A 15,771-nucleotide genomic window follows, 5' to 3' on the forward strand; every position below is an offset into this window, starting at 1 on the left:
CTTGTGTAACAGCGAAAAGCCTTTTTTGTCGGAAGAATAGCTTTTTTCTATCTTTCGCCTCAATGGTAGAATCCCTTTCAGAATTCATTACGTTTGCCCGCAGTGAAACGCTAAACCTCTTCAGCAAGGCTGAAGGGGGCGCGATTCATGTAAACGGGGCGACGGTTCCGGCGGCTGCCATGATGGTGGCGACCCGGTTCCTTAAAAAGCCGAACCCGATTCTGGTGGTGGCGAAGGACTACAAGAGCGCCGAGAATTGGGTTGAAAATCTGGAAGGGCTTCTAGGCGAAAATTTTGTCCGCTTTTTCCCGTCGATTAGCTTGAAACCTTACGAAAAGAAGGTGCCGTTCGAAGGGGTTGTCGAAGAACGCCTCAAGTTTTTCCGCGATATAGAAAGCGAAGACCCGTTTATTACGGTGTGTCCGCTGGATTCGTTCTTGATGCGCCTGCCGGCACCGCATACGGTGATGAAGGATTGCCTTGAACTCAAGGTGGGCGGCGTTGCCGAACCTTCGTCGTTGCGCCCCTGGTTCTTGGATCACGGTTTCGTGGAACAGCCTGTGGTTTCGGGCGTGGGGGAATTCTCCATTCGCGGCTGCATTGTCGACGTAAACTGCCTTCTGTACCCGCATCCGATTCGTATTGAATTCTTTGGCGACGAGATTGAATCGATCCGTAGCTTCGATATTTTCTCGCAACGTTCCGTAGAGACCATGAAGTCGGTGAAACTTTTCCCGATGGGTGAGTTTACGGTCAAGGAACACGAGGCTGCGTGCTACAACGGCGACCTTTCGGGGCTCTGGTGGCATCGCGGGCGTTACCAGACGCTGAATTCCAGCTTGCTCGACTATTTGCCGAAGGCCTCGTTGGTATTCGAAGAGCTTTCGCTTTTGTCGGAGAATGCGGCGAAGTATTATTTGAACTGCGAGAATACCTTCAGGGAAGTTCGCGAAGTCGATACCGAAGCGGTAGACCCGGCGCATACTTGGTTCAAAATGGGCGAGCTCTCGCGCCAATTTGTGGGCCGCACCTCGATGGATGTTTCTCGCGTGCAGCTCAATGACGGCAACAGCCACGAACTGAATTGCAAACCGCAAGATTTCTCTTCGAACGGCACGGATTCGGTCGCCAAGGAAATCGAAGAATTTGCCGCCCGGGGCGGATCCGTTTACGTGGTTGCTCCGACGGCGGGTGCGCTTGGGCGTATCAAGCAGATGCTTGAAGGCTTGCCGGTCGAAGACTACATTGTCGGCAACATGTCCGAAGGTTTCTGGCTCGAAGACGATGGAATTGCCTTCTTGACCGAGACCCGCATTTTCAATCGTCATTCGAATAAGACCCGTAAGCGCAAAATCGCAGGCTCCGTTTCGAGCGCTTTGATGATTGAATCGCTGAACCGTGGCGATTTCGTTTCGCACGAAGATCATGGCGTGGGCAAGTACTTAGGACTTGTACGCGTGAATGTGAATGGCGGTATGGTCGACTGCGCCTTGCTGGAATACGCGGGCGGAGACAAACTCAAGTTCCCTGTGGCGGACTTGCAGAAGATTGAACGCCTCGATACGCAGGAAAATGCTCCAAAGCTTGATCGCCTGGGCGGCAAGGCTTGGGAAAACCTCAAGGAACGCGTCAAGAAAAAGGTTATTCAGATTGCGCGCGAACTGGTGGAACTTTACGCCAAGCGCGAATTGGTGGAAGGTTTCGATTTCCCGCCTGATGGCAAACTGCAAAAAGAATTTGAAGACGCTTTTGAATACGATCCGACGCCCGACCAGGTGAAGGCTACCGAAGATATCAAGCGCGACATGGAATCCCGCCGCCCGATGGACCGCCTGATTTGTGGTGACGTGGGCTTTGGAAAGACAGAAGTTGCCATGCGTGCGGCGTTCAAGTGCGTGGTGAGCAAAAAACAGGTGGTGCTCCTGGTGCCGACGACGATTCTGGCTGCTCAGCACTACGAAAACTTTATGGACCGCTTCGCAGGCTTTGGCGTGAATATCGCTCTTGTGAACCGCTACAAGAGCGCTAAGGAAAAGAAGGAAATTTTCAAGCAGGTGAGCGAGGGCAAGGTCGACATTCTCGTCGGTACGCATAGTCTGCTTTCTGAAAAGAACCAGTTCAAGGATTTGGGCCTTCTAATCATCGACGAAGAACAGAAATTCGGCGTGAAGCAGAAGGAAAAACTGCGTGAAATGCGCCTTGCTGTCGATACGCTCAGCATGAGTGCAACTCCGATTCCGCGCTCGCTGCACTTGAGCATGACTGGCGTTCGCGACATTTCGCTCATTAATACGCCGCCCATGAACCGCTTGCCGGTCGAAACCAAGCTCATGAAGCGCGATGACATGGTGATTAAGCAGGCGATTGAAGACGAATTGGCCCGCGGCGGCCAGGTGTTCATTGTGAATGACCGCGTTCAAAGCATTTACGAATTGGCTGACGATATTGAACAGCTTGTGCCTGAAGCGCATATCGGTATTGCCCATGGGCAAATGAACGACCGCGACCTTGAAAATGCGATGGAAGCCTTTATCTCCCGCAAGTTCGATATCCTTGTCAGTACGAGCATTATCGAATCGGGCCTGGATGTCCCGAATGCGAATACGATCATCATCATGAACGCGCATCATTTTGGCATTAGCCAACTTTACCAGATGCGCGGGCGCGTGGGCCGCAGTAGCGTGCTGGCGAAGGCGCTCTTGGTGATTCCTGCGAAGAATGAAATTTCGGCGGAATCCATGCGCCGCCTTAAGGCTCTGGAACAGTTTACCGATTTGGGTAGCGGTTATCAGCTGGCCATGCGCGATTTGGAAATCCGCGGTGCGGGTAACTTGCTCGGCCAGGAACAGCATGGCTTCATCGCCGAAGTGGGCTTTGAAACTTATGTGCGCTTGGTGCGCGAGGCGGTGGAACAGCTGCGCGGTGGACCGTCCGAAAAGCCGATTCAGCCTCGCGTAGAACTCGGCGTAGATGCTTACTTGCCCGAAGACTACATTCAGGATGGCCTCACTCGAATCTCGATGTACCAGCGTATTTCTCGCGTGTCGCATACCGACGAAATCGCGGGCCTTGCGCAGGAACTTGCGGATCGATTCGGGCCGGTGCCCGAAGCCGCCAAGATGTTGCTCTTGGTCACCGAAATCGGGCTCTTGGCGGGGCGGCTCCGTATTCAAGGCTTGGTGCAGCGCAAGGGAATGCTTGCGGCCACCTTCGTGGAATTCCCGCCACCCGATCCGCGAATCATCAGCGAGATGTATGCGAATACGCAGTTCCCCATGCGCATTATGGGCGGCTCGCCGCTGCAAGTCGTGATTGAACTCGGTAAGGGAAATGCCATAGAACTCGCCGAAAAGGCGCTCAAGGAATTCCGAGCGTTTGCGGTGATTAAGGCTGATTCTACTGTTGTGAAGAGTAATTCGTCAGCTCAGACGAACTAGCGAACTAACGAACGAGTTGCTCCGTTTCTTTCAATTGCTCAATTAAGGCTTTCGCAATCTTTTCGACGGATTCGTTCTTGAGAAGGTTTGCTGAGCAGAACGTTTCGTCTGCATCGGTTTCGAAACGGATTTGTTCTCCAGGAATCTGCGGAATGGCGGCAAGGGTCGATTTCTTATGGAAGGAATCGAGGTGCAGCGAGAAAATCGGATTGAGTTCCTGCGATGCTTTTACAATCGAAATATCGCCACCAAAGCGGTGGAATGTCACATGGACTTTCGGAGCTCTTTGGCGAGACTTGATATTCGATTTTTTGCCGGGATAACCGCATTCTTCGAGAATCTTGATAATGCGCCCGTAATCGCCTACGCAGTGAATATGCAAATCGCGGTGCAGGTTGCGAGCGAGTTCGACTTGTCTTCTGAAAGCCTGTTCCTGAATGCCGCCTTCGGCGTAACCATCGTAGCGCTTGTCTAATCCGCATTCACCCACATTAGCGTCGGGGTAGTTGTCCAGAAGCGATTCCAGGCGTTCCCAGTCGGCTTCGGTGACATCGGTCGCTGATACGGGATGAATGCCGTAACTGCGGGTAGAACCTTCGAAAAGGTTTGCATCCATTTTTTGCAGGACTTCCCATTCAGTGGGTTCACAAGCAATCGCATTGAAGCACAACCCCTTCTTCTGAAGGGCTCGTGCAAGCATCATGGGCTGCGGTAACCTTGCTAAATGTAAATGAAAGTCGAACATACCATTAATATACTCCCAAAATTCACTTTTTATCCAAATAAATCCAAAAAAGTTCTTGTTTTTTTGTTAGAAAAAGCCTAATTTAAGGGTAATGATGTTTCTAGCGTTAAAAAGGAGTTTTTATGCGCGATCTTTTGGAAAAAGCCTTAAATAAGGGTCTAGGTGTTTCTTTTACGAATGAAGGCGGCTTTGCTGTAATCCGCATTACTAAAGGGGCCGATGTCGTTGCGTCCTGCAGCCTCGGTTCGGCTGATTTCCGCACCACCGTTGAAGATTCCTTGCAGTCCCTTTTGCTTGACTTGGAACGCAAAGGCTTGTAATATTCCAATTTGAAATAGGAAATGAAAAGTCCCGCGGAATTTTCCGCGGGACTTTTGTATTAAGCTTTTTAAATGCTTCTGTGAGCAACAAACGCCTCGTATTAACGAGGCGTGGTTGCGAGAGCGAGGCGATATCACATTTTTATTTATGCAATAGAGCCGAGCAGTCTTTTAGTTGATACGGCCAACCAAGTTACCCGAGATGGTGTAGTCCTTGGTGCAGCCGAAGCTGTGGATACCGGCAGACAGGCTGAAGCGGCTGGTGAAAGCCTTTTCCAGGTAGAATGCACCGAGAACATCCTTCACGTGCTTCGGCTTCTTATTCATGCCCCAGAAGTCCTTGTGGTCATAACGGTCGCCAACGTATTCGGCTTCGAGGAGGATGCGGTCTACAACAGGCGTGTAGATGGCGATACCACCGGTCACCGGAATCACGAGGTCGTCAGACATATCCATGAGAGCGGCTTCTGCGAAGATGTCGAACTTGTTCGGGACAACCGGCAGGTTGGCCTTCAAAGAAGCGTTGTGCTTGATGTCAGCCTTGCTGTCATACACGGCATCGAACAGGTTGCTACGATAAGCAAGCTGAACCTTCAGGGCAGAAATGCCTGCGAGACCGTGGAAGTTGAATGCAGCACGCAGGTCACCCTTGTCGAGGTTTTCAGACTTGCTGATCAAGGAAATGAATGCGGACATGTTGTCAGACGGAGTGAAACCGAACATCAACTGGTTTTCAGACGGCTGGGTAGAAAGGAATCCGGCCAGGTAACCATCGATGTAACCACCGAAGTAGTCACCGCTCTTGTCCGTGTTGTCCCAACGACCGACCTTGAACGTGAACAGGTCGGTTTCCTGCATGGCCCATGCTTCGTCCAGAGAGTAGTAGTCATCACCATACTGGCGAGTACCTTCGCGGAGCTGTTCCTTCTTGACAGACTTGTCGAGATTGTCATCGGATCTCAGATCACCGGGGTAGAATGCAACTGCAATCTTGCCCTTGAAGTCTTCAGCTTCGGCGATAACGGCAAAGTTAGCTTCGCCATTCCAGGTTTCAAAGTTGTCGCCCATTTCGTCGTCTTCGGTAGCCCAAAGAACCTTGCCGGCTTCGAGTTCAAAGTCAGCATTGATGTCGAAGTTGATCTGGTTCACCGACATCACGGCGTTCTGAATCAATTTTTTCTTTTTGCGTTTTTTCTTCTTGGCCGGCTTCTGTTCCGGTTCTGCGGCTGCGACTTCGGCTGCCGGAGCGGCTTCTTCAGCCTTCACTTCTTCTGCCTTTGCTTCTTCCTTCGGCTGTTCTGCAACGGCTTCAGCAGGTGCAGCTTCTTCGGCCTTCGGCTCTTCAGCCTTTGCCTGTTCAGCCTTCGGTTCTTCTGCCTTTACTTCGGCGGGCTTTGCTTCTGCCTTGGCGGGTTCAGCAGCCTTAGCTTCAGCCTTCGGCTGTTCTGCCTTGGCTTCGGTCTTAGCGGGTTCAGCTACCTTAGCTTCAGCCTTCGGCTGTTCTGCCTTGGCTTCGGTCTTAGCGGGAGCGGCTGCCTTAGCTTCAGCCTTCGGCTGTTCTGCCTTGGCTTCAGTCTTAGCGGGAGCGGCGGCAGGCTTGGCGTCAGCCTTGACTTCGGTCTTGGCCGGAGCGGCTGCCGGTGCTGCTGCAGGTGCGTTTGCAGTCGGTGCTGCAAATACGGCTGCTGCCATAATGCAAGAGGCAATAAACATTTTCTTCATAAAAGGAACTCCTTTATATATTCCACATGTTAAATTTTAGTAAAATATTCCTTCTTTCGACAATAAAAAGTTAACTTTACTCCCACAAAGAGGTTAAGTTTTGAAAAAAGTTCATTTTTTTACGGTTTTGATTTCGCTCTGTTGCTCACTTTCGTTTGCTCAGGAAACTTTGACAGTTTATAAGAAAACCGCTACCGGTATCGATGAAAATTCTCCTGCAGGTTCACTTGTCTTTACTGACCAAATTCGGGAACTCCCGCCTCCGATGGATTCAGTCAAAAAGGTAATAGTCGTTAAAGATACAATTGAAGTGAAAGATCGCAAGGGTAATGTCAAAAAAGACAAAAAAGGCCGCCCCAAAATCAAGGTGAAAAGACGCCGTGTCATTACTTGGGAAAAGGTCGAACCCAAGGAACCGCCCCGTTTTGTGCCGATTCAGTGCAAATTGGGCGAAGTTTGGGTTAAGCGTGCAGACTTGGCTCGATTCCAGCAGGCATCTATTGATTTGAGCGGTGAATATGCTTCGGGCACTGGTAGCGTTTACCTTAAGAAGTCTCCGACGAATCCGCGTTATTTCTCGTTTGTGATTCAGAATGGTCCTTTTGCAAATCGTGCCGAACTCGAAGCGAGCAACCTGGAACTTCGCGAAGCGAATGGTCATGCCCGCTTGACTTATTCTGAAGATGGTTGTACCGTCGATATCGCTGTGGTGGATCGCAAGGTGAAGGTTGCCCAGCGCGGTTGCGAAGAATATAATGCCGGCAGGTATAAGCTTGAAGGCGAATACAATATCTACAAGGGAAATCACCGTACTGTAGAAACCTTCAATATGCCTGAACAGAGCTTCAAGTATAAAAAGTACTTGTGGTGCGGGAGCGGCTTTGATAGCTGTGAAAAGGTCAAAGACGACAATGGCACCGTGACGATTACCTGGAGTAAGGGCGGCAATGGATTCATTGAACGCGCTGCAGGCGAAGACGTGCATACGTATCGTCCGTTCGAAAACGTAATCCCGCACAAGCGCGACTTCTTTAACGGCGAAAAGCCGATTGCCATCAAGACCAAGCGTACCGATATGGCGGGCGAGTGGATGATTTGGTACTTCTACCCGAAGGCGGAACGCTTCAAGATGGTTCGTGCAGGCATGCGCGAAGACATTGCCTACATGGAAATTTATGAATAAGGCAATTGAAAAATCGAGAGTGCTTTTTTTAGACACGGGCGCCGTTGTGCGCCTGCTGCAGATGCATCCGGATTATTATCCGGTGGTATCTTCGGTGCTCGATTATGCCTACGAAAATAATCTGACGGTTCTGGTTTCGGACGTTACCTTGTTTGAAATTTCAAAGAAGGCCTTTGCCGCAGGCGAAGGTCTTTTGTCGCGCCAGTACCGTGAATTCTTTGAGCATTCCCGCAACGTCAAGCCCTGCGAGGTGACAGGCGAAATTGCCGTGAAGGCGGCTGAACTTGCCACAAAGAATTTGACGACAGAAGAATCACTGCGCCTTGCTACGGCCTTTGTATGCGGAGCCGATTGCATTTTGACAGATTCTGCTGCGTTTACTGACCTGACAGATATTCCGGTTGTCCTGCTCGACGACGTAGAGTAGTGTGCAATGTGGAATGTGAAATTAATCATCTCACATCTCACATTATATCTGCGGGATCACCTGCGTGCCTTCGAAGGCATTCTTGTAGTGTGTGAACTGAAGTGGCTTTTGGTAAGCTCGCGCGGTCAGCACATCGAAACGGCAAGGGGTGTCAAATCCTTGGGGAGCCTCGTCTTTTTGTGTGGCTAGAAAATGGCAGGCTGTTTTCCAAATTTTTTTCTGTTTTAAAGCGTTGACTCTTGCGGCAGGATTTCCTTGCTGGTTGTTCCATACGGACTTGACTTCGACAAATACAAGCGTTTTCCCGTCGCGGGCGATTATGTCTAATTCGCCGCCCTTGTAGGCGTAATTGCGGGCGACAATCTGGTAGCCTTCGCGGCATAAATACGCCGAGGCAAGAGTCTCGATGTAGTTGCCCTTAGGTTTGTTGTAGGGTTTGTTGTTTTCTTTCGAAGTTTCGTTGTTGGTTTCCATACCATTCTCCGTAGATAAAAAGATTAATATGCAAAAGAGTATTTTGCATATCCCCTTGGTTGTTTTTAGTTGAATCTAGGAATGATATAAAAACGGTCTTCTTGGATTATGGAAGTTCCATACCCAAGAGACGGATTTCGGAAATAGCGAAGTCTTCATTTTCTCCGTCGTAGATATCGTCCAGATAAATCTTGAGTTCGCTTGTTTCCATAGCTTGAATGCTCGGGTATTGCATACCGCGAATGTTATCAAGCTTGATTCTCTGCTTGAAGCCGTCCTTGGTTTCCAGCGTGATGGCCTTAGGCTTCTTGAAAATGCGGAAGCGGTCGCCGAAGGCGTCGTCGACAGACTTTTGGTAACCGATGGCGATGCCGAAATGCGTCACGATTGCATTGCCGTCGAAGTAGAGCGTGAGTACCGGATTCTGCGGCTTTTGCGGCATCGTGTAGAGCCATGCCGTTTTAAGATCGTTGTCGTTCAAGTTCTTGAGTGGGTAGCCGTTGCTTTCGTCAATTTCGAGAGCCTTGGTTTCGTAGTTGCCAAGAGCTTCGCTCCATTCCAGCTCGCGCAAGGTGCTTTCGGGCTTGTGCGTCAGCATCAGCAAAATCAAGAGCATGATGATGAGCGGGAAAATGAAAATGGCAAGAGCCGTGAGCTTCTTTTGAAGCATGCGGGCGCGCGGCGTGATGATGTTTGCCATTTCGGCAATTGAAGCCGTGCGGCGGCGGAGCGGTGTGTGGCCCATGGTGGGGCGTTGTACCGTCTTTTCGGTGGGGAACACCTGGTCGCATGCGTCCAAAAATTCTTGCATGTCGTGGAAACGCTCGTTCAGCTTTTTCCTTAAGCACTTGAGAATCAACTTCGAAAGTCCGGGAGGCATGTCCTTGCGGAAAAGTTCCGGTGCAGGCGGCTGTTCCTGAACGTGCTTCAGGGCGATTTCTACCGGGCGATTGCCTTCGAAGGGGAGGCGGCCGCAGGTCATTTCGAAAAGAATCACGCCCATGCTGTAAATGTCAGACTGAATGGTCACGTTATCGCCGTGGCACTGTTCAGGGCTCATGTATTCGGGTGTACCCATGGTCATGCCCGTGCGCGTGAGTCTGTCCTTTTCCATTTCCTGGATGTAGGAAATGCCGAAGTCCATGATGTAGACTCGGTTGTCGCGGGTAAGCATGATGTTCGATGGTTTCACGTCGCGGTGAACAATGCCCTTGCTATGAGCGTAAAGAAGACCGCGGGCAATCTGACGGATAATGACTTCGATTGCTTCGAACGAAAGCTGTTCTTTCTTGTGCAGAATGTCGGCAAGGTTAATGCCTTCCACATAAGTCATGGCAATAAAGAGCTGGTTCTTTTCTTGACCGAAGTCGAACACGTGAACGATATTCTGGTGATCCAGTTCCTTCATCGCCTGCGCTTCCATGTAGAAACGCTTGATCGCTTCTTCATCGGAAGAGGCGTCCAAAATCTTGAATGCGACTTCGCGTCCGAGCCTCTTGTCTAGGGCTTTGTAAACATTTCCCATGCCCCCTTTACCAAGGGTGCCAATGAGATCATAGTTTTCGTTAAAAGGACGCGGAAATAATTCAGACTTTTGCGGGGCGATCATTTTGCTTTCTTAGACCAGTTTAGTTTTATTGCAACCACAATATAAAAACATAATGTGATGCCGAGGGCGAGAATTGTGTTTTCGATAGCGTCTTTACGCTCTAGGAGCAGGTTTAAAAGGCTTGCCTGGTTGTAGCGGGACCAAATAATGGTCGAAAGAATGCGCCCGATGGCTTGCATTTGGTCCAAGGGTACCAGGGCTCCGGCCAAGGCAACTTGTGGAATAATCAAAAGCGGGAGCATGGCGTTTGCCTGTCCGGCGTTTTTAGAAAGCGAACTTACGGCAAGACCAACGGCAACAGGTGGCAGAACCATCAGCAGAATCACGACTAAAAGCTGCAGGGGGGAGGGCCAAATGGTGGTACGGAAACCGACAAAGGCAAATACAATCAATGTTTGTATGAAGGCGACTAAGGTGGGGAGCACCGCTTTGGCAAGGAGTGTTGAAAGAATGGGTACGCCTTTACGGAATTCCGCCTGCAAGATTTCTTTTTCCTGTACGATTTCTCGGATCGAGAGTGAAAGCGAAAGCCAGTTTGCCGAGAGTATGATTGCAAACGCGACAATCCAAAGGGATGTCATGTTCGAGAATATCTGCGAGAATAAAAAGCCGATAATGAGCGGTTGCAAAAGAAGCGTCAAGAATTTGCCCTTGTCCCTGAACCATTGCTTGGCAGTGAGCGAAATCTTGTAGAAGAAAACGGGCGATAAGTTGGTCTTCGGGAAAAAGCTTGGTACAAGAGCTTCTATGACAGATGTGCTTCTTGCGGGGCCGACACGATTCTGTAGAATGGTTTGCCAGTTTGATGCGGTGTCGTCGTTCAAGTTCGTGAGAATTGTTTCGGGATCTTCGCTATCGAAATAGCGGAACGCTTCTTTGGGGGTGCCATAGAAAGCCTGCTTGCCCTGGTGCAATACGAGAACCTTGTCGGCGATTTCGAGCGCTTCGTAGCTGTGCGTAGTCAGGATAATCGTGTGCCCGAGAAAGGCGAGCTGCTTTAAATGCGTGCAGAGAATTTTGGAATTGTAGGGGTCGAGGCCAGAAAGCGGTTCGTCGAGAATAATCAGGCCCGGATTTCCCATGAGTTCTTTGGCGAGGGCGACTCGGCGGCATTCACCGCCGCTGAGCGTGCGGATGGGGTTGTCGAGACGCGCGCTCAGCCCGAAAAGTTCAGAGAACTTTTCGAGTCGCCCGTTCGCATTGCGCTTGAAGTCGAGCTTCGACATTCCGACTCTTGCGCCGTCCAAGAGTGTTTCTTTAACGGTCAAGTCGCGGCGCAGTTCCGGATCTTGTTCCAAGAAGGCGATATGCTTTCGGATTTCTTCATTGCGGTAATCGAGATTCCCGATGCTTACAAAAGAATCTTTCCCGCTTTTATGCTTGCCTTGCAGCAGGCGCAAAAGGGTCGACTTGCCTTGGCCCGAGCGTCCGATAATGGCGAGAATTTCTCCGGCGGGGAGTTTGAATTCGATGCCTGAAAGCAATTGCTTTTTGCCGGCGAAAACATCTAGGTTCTCGACTTCGACATCGAATCCGAGCGGCAAGTTCTTGCAAGTGAGTTCGCCTTGCGAGTAGCTCATGGTGCAGCCGGGAAGGCGAATCATTCGGCCTTCTTCAAGCTGAATCTGGCGGGTCGATTTTCCTTGCGTGTTGACGATTTTGTCTTTGAACGCAATTTCGGCCTTGCCGGCATTTATCCTTGCGCAACAGCCTTCGGGAATGTCCATGTGCAGACTGTCCAGCTTGTTCCAAGAATTACTCAAACTGATGGTTTGCACAAGGTCTCGTTCGACCGATTCCATCAGCAGTAACTGCAAGTGCCCGCGTTTTAATGTCGCGCGCAGCTGCAAAGGGCCAATTTGAATGGTGTCGCCGTCTTCGAGAGTCTTATCTTCGACGTCAGTTCCGTTAACTTGGGTGACGCTGTTCTGCGTGAGGTTCTTTAGAATCCATTCGCGCTCCGCATTTTCGATGACGGCGTGGTAACGCGAAACCATCGGGTTGTCAAGTACCAGATTGTTGTCTGGCTTACGACCGATGGTAAACGGTTCGCCTACTCGCGGAGTGATGATTCTAAACGACTGCATAACAATAGAACTTAGTTGGCAGAAAATAGTTGATGAAACTAAGTTCTGCAGGGCCGAAGGACCGAACTATTTTAACTCCTTTAATCCTCTAATAAATCTGTCACATGCTTTCTGCAAGGTTTCGTCGCTGGCGGCATAAGAGAATCGCACGCAACTGTCGTCACCGAAGGCTGCTCCCGGCACAATGGCGAGCCCCTGCGACTGCAATAGGTATTCGCAAAGCTCGATAGAGCCATTGATGGTCTTGCCTTCAGGCGTTTTCTTGCCGTAGAAGCTCTTGACGGGCGCGAACAGGTAGAATGCACCTTCGGGAGCGCGGCACGGTTCCGGCAGGATTTCGGCGGTGCGCTTGAGCATGTAGTCGCGGCGCTTGCGGAAGGCTGCTTGCATGGCGTGAACATTGCTCTTGTCCATCTGCAAGGCACCGAGGGCTGCATACTGCGCCACATTGCTCGGGTGGTGCGTTGCCTGGCCCTGAATCTTTCCGATAATCTTTGCGATTTCGGCAGGGGCGGCATCGTAACCGATACGCCAACCGGTCATGCAGTGCGACTTGGAAAATCCGTTAATCACGATGGTGCGTTCGGCCATGCCGGGGAGGGCGGCTGCAGAGCAAAATTCTGTGTCGTAAGTGAAGTATTCGTACACTTCGTCTGAAATGCAGTAAATGTCGCCTTCGACAATCACCTTGGCAAGGGCTTCAAGTTCTGCCTTGCTGTAAACGGCACCCGTGGGGTTGCAGGGATTGTTCAAGAGGATTGCCTTAGTCTTTGCGTTAATGGCGGCCTTCAAGGCTTCGGGCTTGATCTTGAATCCATCTTCAATCTTGGTGTTTACAATCACCGGCTTTCCGCCGAGCCATTTCACCAGTTCCGGGTATGTCACCCAGTACGGGGCAGGGATAATCACTTCGTCGCCTTCGTTCACCAAGGCTGCAAGCGAATTGAATACGGCGTGCTTGGCACCGCTCGTCATGATGATTTGTTCGGGCTTATAGTCCAGACCGTTTTCAACCTTCAGTTTTTCGGCAACGGCCTTGCGGACTTCTAGAATTCCTACGGGAGCGGTGTAGCGGGTCTTTCCTTCGCGAATGGCCTTGCAGGCAGCATCTTGAATCGGTGTCGGAGTCGGAAAATCGGGTTCGCCTGCACCCAGGCTTACAACGTCCTTGCCGTCGGCAATCATCTGTTTTGCCAAGGTGTCGATGGCGACGGTTAAAGAAGCGGCGATATTAAGAGTTCTTGTGGATAAGTCTTTCATGTCTGAGTTTAGCCTTTTTCAAAATGCGGTAGGCGTCCAAGGTGCTGGCCACCAAGGGGTAAATGGTAAAATGCGAAATAAAGATGCAAATAAGTCCGAGCGCTGCAACGAGTCCCACGCCGTTAATTCCCGGGTGTGACGAGAACAGCATGGCGATTGCACCGATAAACGAAGCGCCCTGCGCAATCATGACAGAAATCAATTTCGTTTGCAAAACACTCCAAGCATTTCCGCCTTGCTTTTCGTAGTACGAAGACCAAAGTTGCAATGATCCGTCAACACTGGCGCCAATCAAGAGGACAAACGCGATAGAACTGTATGCCGAAATCTGGATGTTGAACACGTGAACCAGAATGGTTACCCAGCTCATGGCAAATAGCGACGGCAGCAAGGTAAAGAAGGCGCGGCTCAATTTGTTGTAGAACATCAAGAGAATGATCCAGAGCAGTACGGTGCCCAAGAGTATGGACTTGTTGATGTTTCCGAGAACGGTGTCCAAAAGCGAGGCTCTCAAAATCGGGGTGCCGCAAATCTTGAAGGTCTTGTCGTGGATTCCGTCAAGTTGCATCAACTGCTTTGCAATGTGGCGGCAGGTGAGTCCGTTGTTCGGGTCGGAACTGGGAATAATGAAGGCGAATACGCCCGGATTGTCTTTTTTGTCTGCAAACTTGCGACGTATGTTTTCGGACAACACAAAATCCTTGATGTCGTTTTCGTAATTCTCGAACATTTCGACAATCGCAGAACTGTCTTTCGGGTTAAGCCGAGAAAGAATGTCTTCGGAAATGAGTTTCTTTAGAGTTTCAATCTTGTGCTTCTTTTCGACGCTCGCTTTAGGCAGGAACTGGTATTGGGTATAAATTCTAGCGAGGTCTTTAAGGCGACCTTTCTGTTGTAAGTGTTCGAAGTTTTCGACCAAGTCGTCGTTGTAAGAGGAATCGGGCAACATGACGATAATCGGGTCGTATGCCGAAAAGCCGGTTTCTGCAATCAGGGCTCTTGCTTCGCGTTCGTCCAACTGCATTTCGGTCTTTTTAAAGTCGTAAAGGAATCTCAGGTTGATTCCGCTGTAAAGCCAAGCCACCGCACTTACAATGCTGATAACGATAATGATAATCCAGTTGGTCTTGAACGAAAACAGGCGCTTGCGGTAATTGGGCGTAATGCTGTTGAAAGTGATTTCAAAGGGCTTTTTGCGCTGCAGAAGCAATAAAAGCGATGCCGTAAGTAGCGGGCAGACAATCAGGTTGAGCACGCTTCCGATAGCGCCTAGAATCCCGAATTCGCGAAGCCCAGGCAGGGGAACCAGAATGAAGGCGATAAACAGGCTCGCCATCACAAGCGACGATGCAGCGACTACCGGACCGATTCCAAGCAGAGCGCTTTCGATACAGAGGGCGGGGCTCAGCTTCTTTTCGCGTTCATGGAAGTACCTTGTGTAGACATGCGTTAGAACCTGGCAGGCATGCCCAGGGAGCAAAAGGCCAAGAGAAAGCGTAAACAGGTTGATTCGTCCGAAAAGCAGGTAGGCGCAGGCGAGCGTGAATACAGTCGGAATCGCAAGCGGAACCGCCGAAATGAAAATCAGCTGCGGCTGGCGGTAGAAATTGATAATCAAAAGGACAAGGATAATGAGGGCGGCGATGGCTCCCGCGAATTTGGCTTGAGGGAGCAAAGTTTTGCCGGCCTTAATCGAATCGTAGACCTTTCCGGTGTAGTAGACGTTAATACCGTTACCGTTTTCTTCGACGAATCTCTTGACTTTCTTTAAAAGCTCTCTGTTGGCCTGCAAGTCCGAAACCGAGGTCGTGGGGTAGACATCGATAACGCGAATAGATCCTTGCTGGTTCGAAAAATCTTGTTGCAGGCTTTTGAAGTATTTGTTTTCAATCTGCGAGATGATTTCAATGGAATCTCGTGCCGGGGCTTCCGGTGCAGGGGCGTCGGTCAAGTCCACCAGAAGAGGATTGTTCCTGTTGATTTCGGCTGCCTTTAGGCTATCAAGCTTTTCAATGACCTGGTCCAGATCGCTTTCGCTTGCGTACAGGAGTCGATTCTTCTTGAAAAAGTCCAAATCGGTCGTGTAGTCGGCGTAATGGACTTGAGGGTCGTTCTCAAGGTACTTGGCGAGATTTTCTGCAAACTTGAAATTGGCAGCACTGTCTTTGGACTGAATGACGATGGTCAGGCTTCCGAGTCCGCCAAAGGCGCTTTCGATTGCCTGGTAGTCGACTTCAACTTCGTGTCCTCTGAGGGTGTCTTGCAACTGGATTTCCCAACGAAGGTTTTCGATAGGGTAAATGCACAAGAGCGTAACGGCAAGAAAAAGCCCAATAGTCGCTTTAGGATAGTGGGCTATCTTACGGATTAATTTGGCAAAAGCCGAAAACATACAAATAATATAACTATTATCGCCTTTGTTCAAATTATTAAACTAAATTAAGGACATGGTAAAAAGGGAGTCTAACAGTCTCTTTGTTTGGGTGTTGTCCGCGCTATGTTTTTTT

Annotated in this window: 11 protein-coding genes; 4 read left to right on the top strand and 7 right to left on the bottom strand. The window is 50.2% G+C overall.

Annotated elements, in window-relative coordinates:
• The first annotated feature begins 62 nt into the window (after positions 1-62).
• Complete coding sequence (gene mfd, locus QOL41_RS07435) at positions 63-3,437, top strand: transcription-repair coupling factor (protein ID WP_283429245.1); 3,375 nt, start codon at positions 63-65, stop codon at positions 3,435-3,437.
• Between the two features lie 4 nt (positions 3,438-3,441).
• Here mfd and QOL41_RS07440 read toward each other — a convergent pair whose 3' ends face one another.
• Complete coding sequence (locus QOL41_RS07440; RefSeq protein WP_283429246.1) at positions 3,442-4,182, bottom strand: TatD family hydrolase; 741 nt, start codon at positions 4,180-4,182, stop codon at positions 3,442-3,444.
• A 122-nt stretch (positions 4,183-4,304) separates the two neighbouring features.
• Between QOL41_RS07440 and QOL41_RS07445 the strand changes: the two genes are divergently transcribed.
• Entirely contained in the window at positions 4,305-4,502 is a 198-nt protein-coding gene (locus QOL41_RS07445) for a hypothetical protein (protein ID WP_163439096.1), read from the top strand.
• Between the two features lie 171 nt (positions 4,503-4,673).
• Here the strand turns inward: QOL41_RS07445 and QOL41_RS07450 are convergent, their stop codons facing one another.
• Positions 4,674-6,224, bottom strand: coding sequence for a hypothetical protein (locus tag QOL41_RS07450; RefSeq protein WP_283429247.1), 1,551 nt, complete (start codon positions 6,222-6,224; stop codon positions 4,674-4,676).
• Between the two features lie 100 nt (positions 6,225-6,324).
• Between QOL41_RS07450 and QOL41_RS07455 the strand changes: the two genes are divergently transcribed.
• Together QOL41_RS07455 and QOL41_RS07460 are read left to right on the top strand one after the other, a co-directional pair.
• Positions 6,325-7,407 (top strand): hypothetical protein, encoded by a 1,083-nt coding sequence (locus QOL41_RS07455; protein ID WP_173654182.1) that lies wholly within the window; start codon positions 6,325-6,327, stop codon positions 7,405-7,407.
• Positions 7,400-7,834: a type II toxin-antitoxin system VapC family toxin gene (locus QOL41_RS07460; protein ID WP_283429248.1), complete on the top strand. Its 435-nt coding sequence runs from the start codon at positions 7,400-7,402 to the stop codon at positions 7,832-7,834. The genes QOL41_RS07455 and QOL41_RS07460 overlap by 8 nt, the downstream gene beginning before the upstream one ends.
• Before the next feature lie 42 nt (positions 7,835-7,876).
• Here the strand turns inward: QOL41_RS07460 and QOL41_RS07465 are convergent, their stop codons facing one another.
• The 5 genes from QOL41_RS07465 to QOL41_RS07485 all read right to left on the bottom strand — a co-directional run bounded on the left by QOL41_RS07465 (position 7,877) and on the right by QOL41_RS07485 (position 15,656).
• A complete protein-coding gene (locus QOL41_RS07465) occupies positions 7,877-8,308 on the bottom strand; it encodes a YraN family protein (RefSeq protein WP_283429249.1) in 432 nt (143 codons plus the stop codon).
• A 106-nt stretch (positions 8,309-8,414) separates the two neighbouring features.
• On the bottom strand, positions 8,415-9,917 hold the full coding sequence (locus QOL41_RS07470) for a serine/threonine protein kinase (RefSeq protein WP_283429250.1): 1,503 nt from the start codon (positions 9,915-9,917) through the stop codon (positions 8,415-8,417).
• Entirely contained in the window at positions 9,914-12,004 is a 2,091-nt protein-coding gene (locus tag QOL41_RS07475) for an ATP-binding cassette domain-containing protein (RefSeq protein WP_283429251.1), read from the bottom strand. The genes QOL41_RS07470 and QOL41_RS07475 overlap by 4 nt, the downstream gene beginning before the upstream one ends.
• A 66-nt stretch (positions 12,005-12,070) precedes the next feature.
• Complete coding sequence (locus tag QOL41_RS07480) at positions 12,071-13,264, bottom strand: pyridoxal phosphate-dependent aminotransferase (RefSeq protein WP_283429252.1); 1,194 nt, start codon at positions 13,262-13,264, stop codon at positions 12,071-12,073.
• Complete coding sequence (locus QOL41_RS07485) at positions 13,236-15,656, bottom strand: MMPL family transporter (protein ID WP_283429253.1); 2,421 nt, start codon at positions 15,654-15,656, stop codon at positions 13,236-13,238. Before QOL41_RS07485 ends, QOL41_RS07480 begins: the two co-directional genes overlap by 29 nt.
• Positions 15,657-15,771: the final 115 nt, after the last annotated feature.

It is taken from the genome of Fibrobacter sp. UWB10 (genome assembly GCF_900182935.1).
GTDB classification, from domain to species: domain Bacteria; phylum Fibrobacterota; class Fibrobacteria; order Fibrobacterales; family Fibrobacteraceae; genus Fibrobacter; species Fibrobacter succinogenes_O.

Bases quoted from the DNA above. Each gene is read 5' to 3' on its own strand.
- QOL41_RS07450 (WP_283429247.1), bottom strand. From the start codon at position 6,224: ATGAAGAAAATGTTTATTGCCTCTTGCATTATGGCAGCAGCCGTATTT.
- QOL41_RS07470 (WP_283429250.1), bottom strand. From the start codon at position 9,917: ATGATCGCCCCGCAAAAGTCTGAATTATTTCCGCGTCCTTTTAACGAA.
- QOL41_RS07475 (WP_283429251.1), bottom strand. From the start codon at position 12,004: ATGCAGTCGTTTAGAATCATCACTCCGCGAGTAGGCGAACCGTTTACC.
- QOL41_RS07440 (WP_283429246.1), bottom strand. From the start codon at position 4,182: ATGTTCGACTTTCATTTACATTTAGCAAGGTTACCGCAGCCCATGATG.
- QOL41_RS07485 (WP_283429253.1), bottom strand. From the start codon at position 15,656: ATGTTTTCGGCTTTTGCCAAATTAATCCGTAAGATAGCCCACTATCCT.
- QOL41_RS07445 (WP_163439096.1), top strand. From the start codon at position 4,305: ATGCGCGATCTTTTGGAAAAAGCCTTAAATAAGGGTCTAGGTGTTTCT.
- QOL41_RS07480 (WP_283429252.1), bottom strand. From the start codon at position 13,264: ATGAAAGACTTATCCACAAGAACTCTTAATATCGCCGCTTCTTTAACC.
- QOL41_RS07460 (WP_283429248.1), top strand. From the start codon at position 7,400: ATGAATAAGGCAATTGAAAAATCGAGAGTGCTTTTTTTAGACACGGGC.
- QOL41_RS07465 (WP_283429249.1), bottom strand. From the start codon at position 8,308: ATGGAAACCAACAACGAAACTTCGAAAGAAAACAACAAACCCTACAAC.
- mfd (WP_283429245.1), top strand. From the start codon at position 63: ATGGTAGAATCCCTTTCAGAATTCATTACGTTTGCCCGCAGTGAAACG.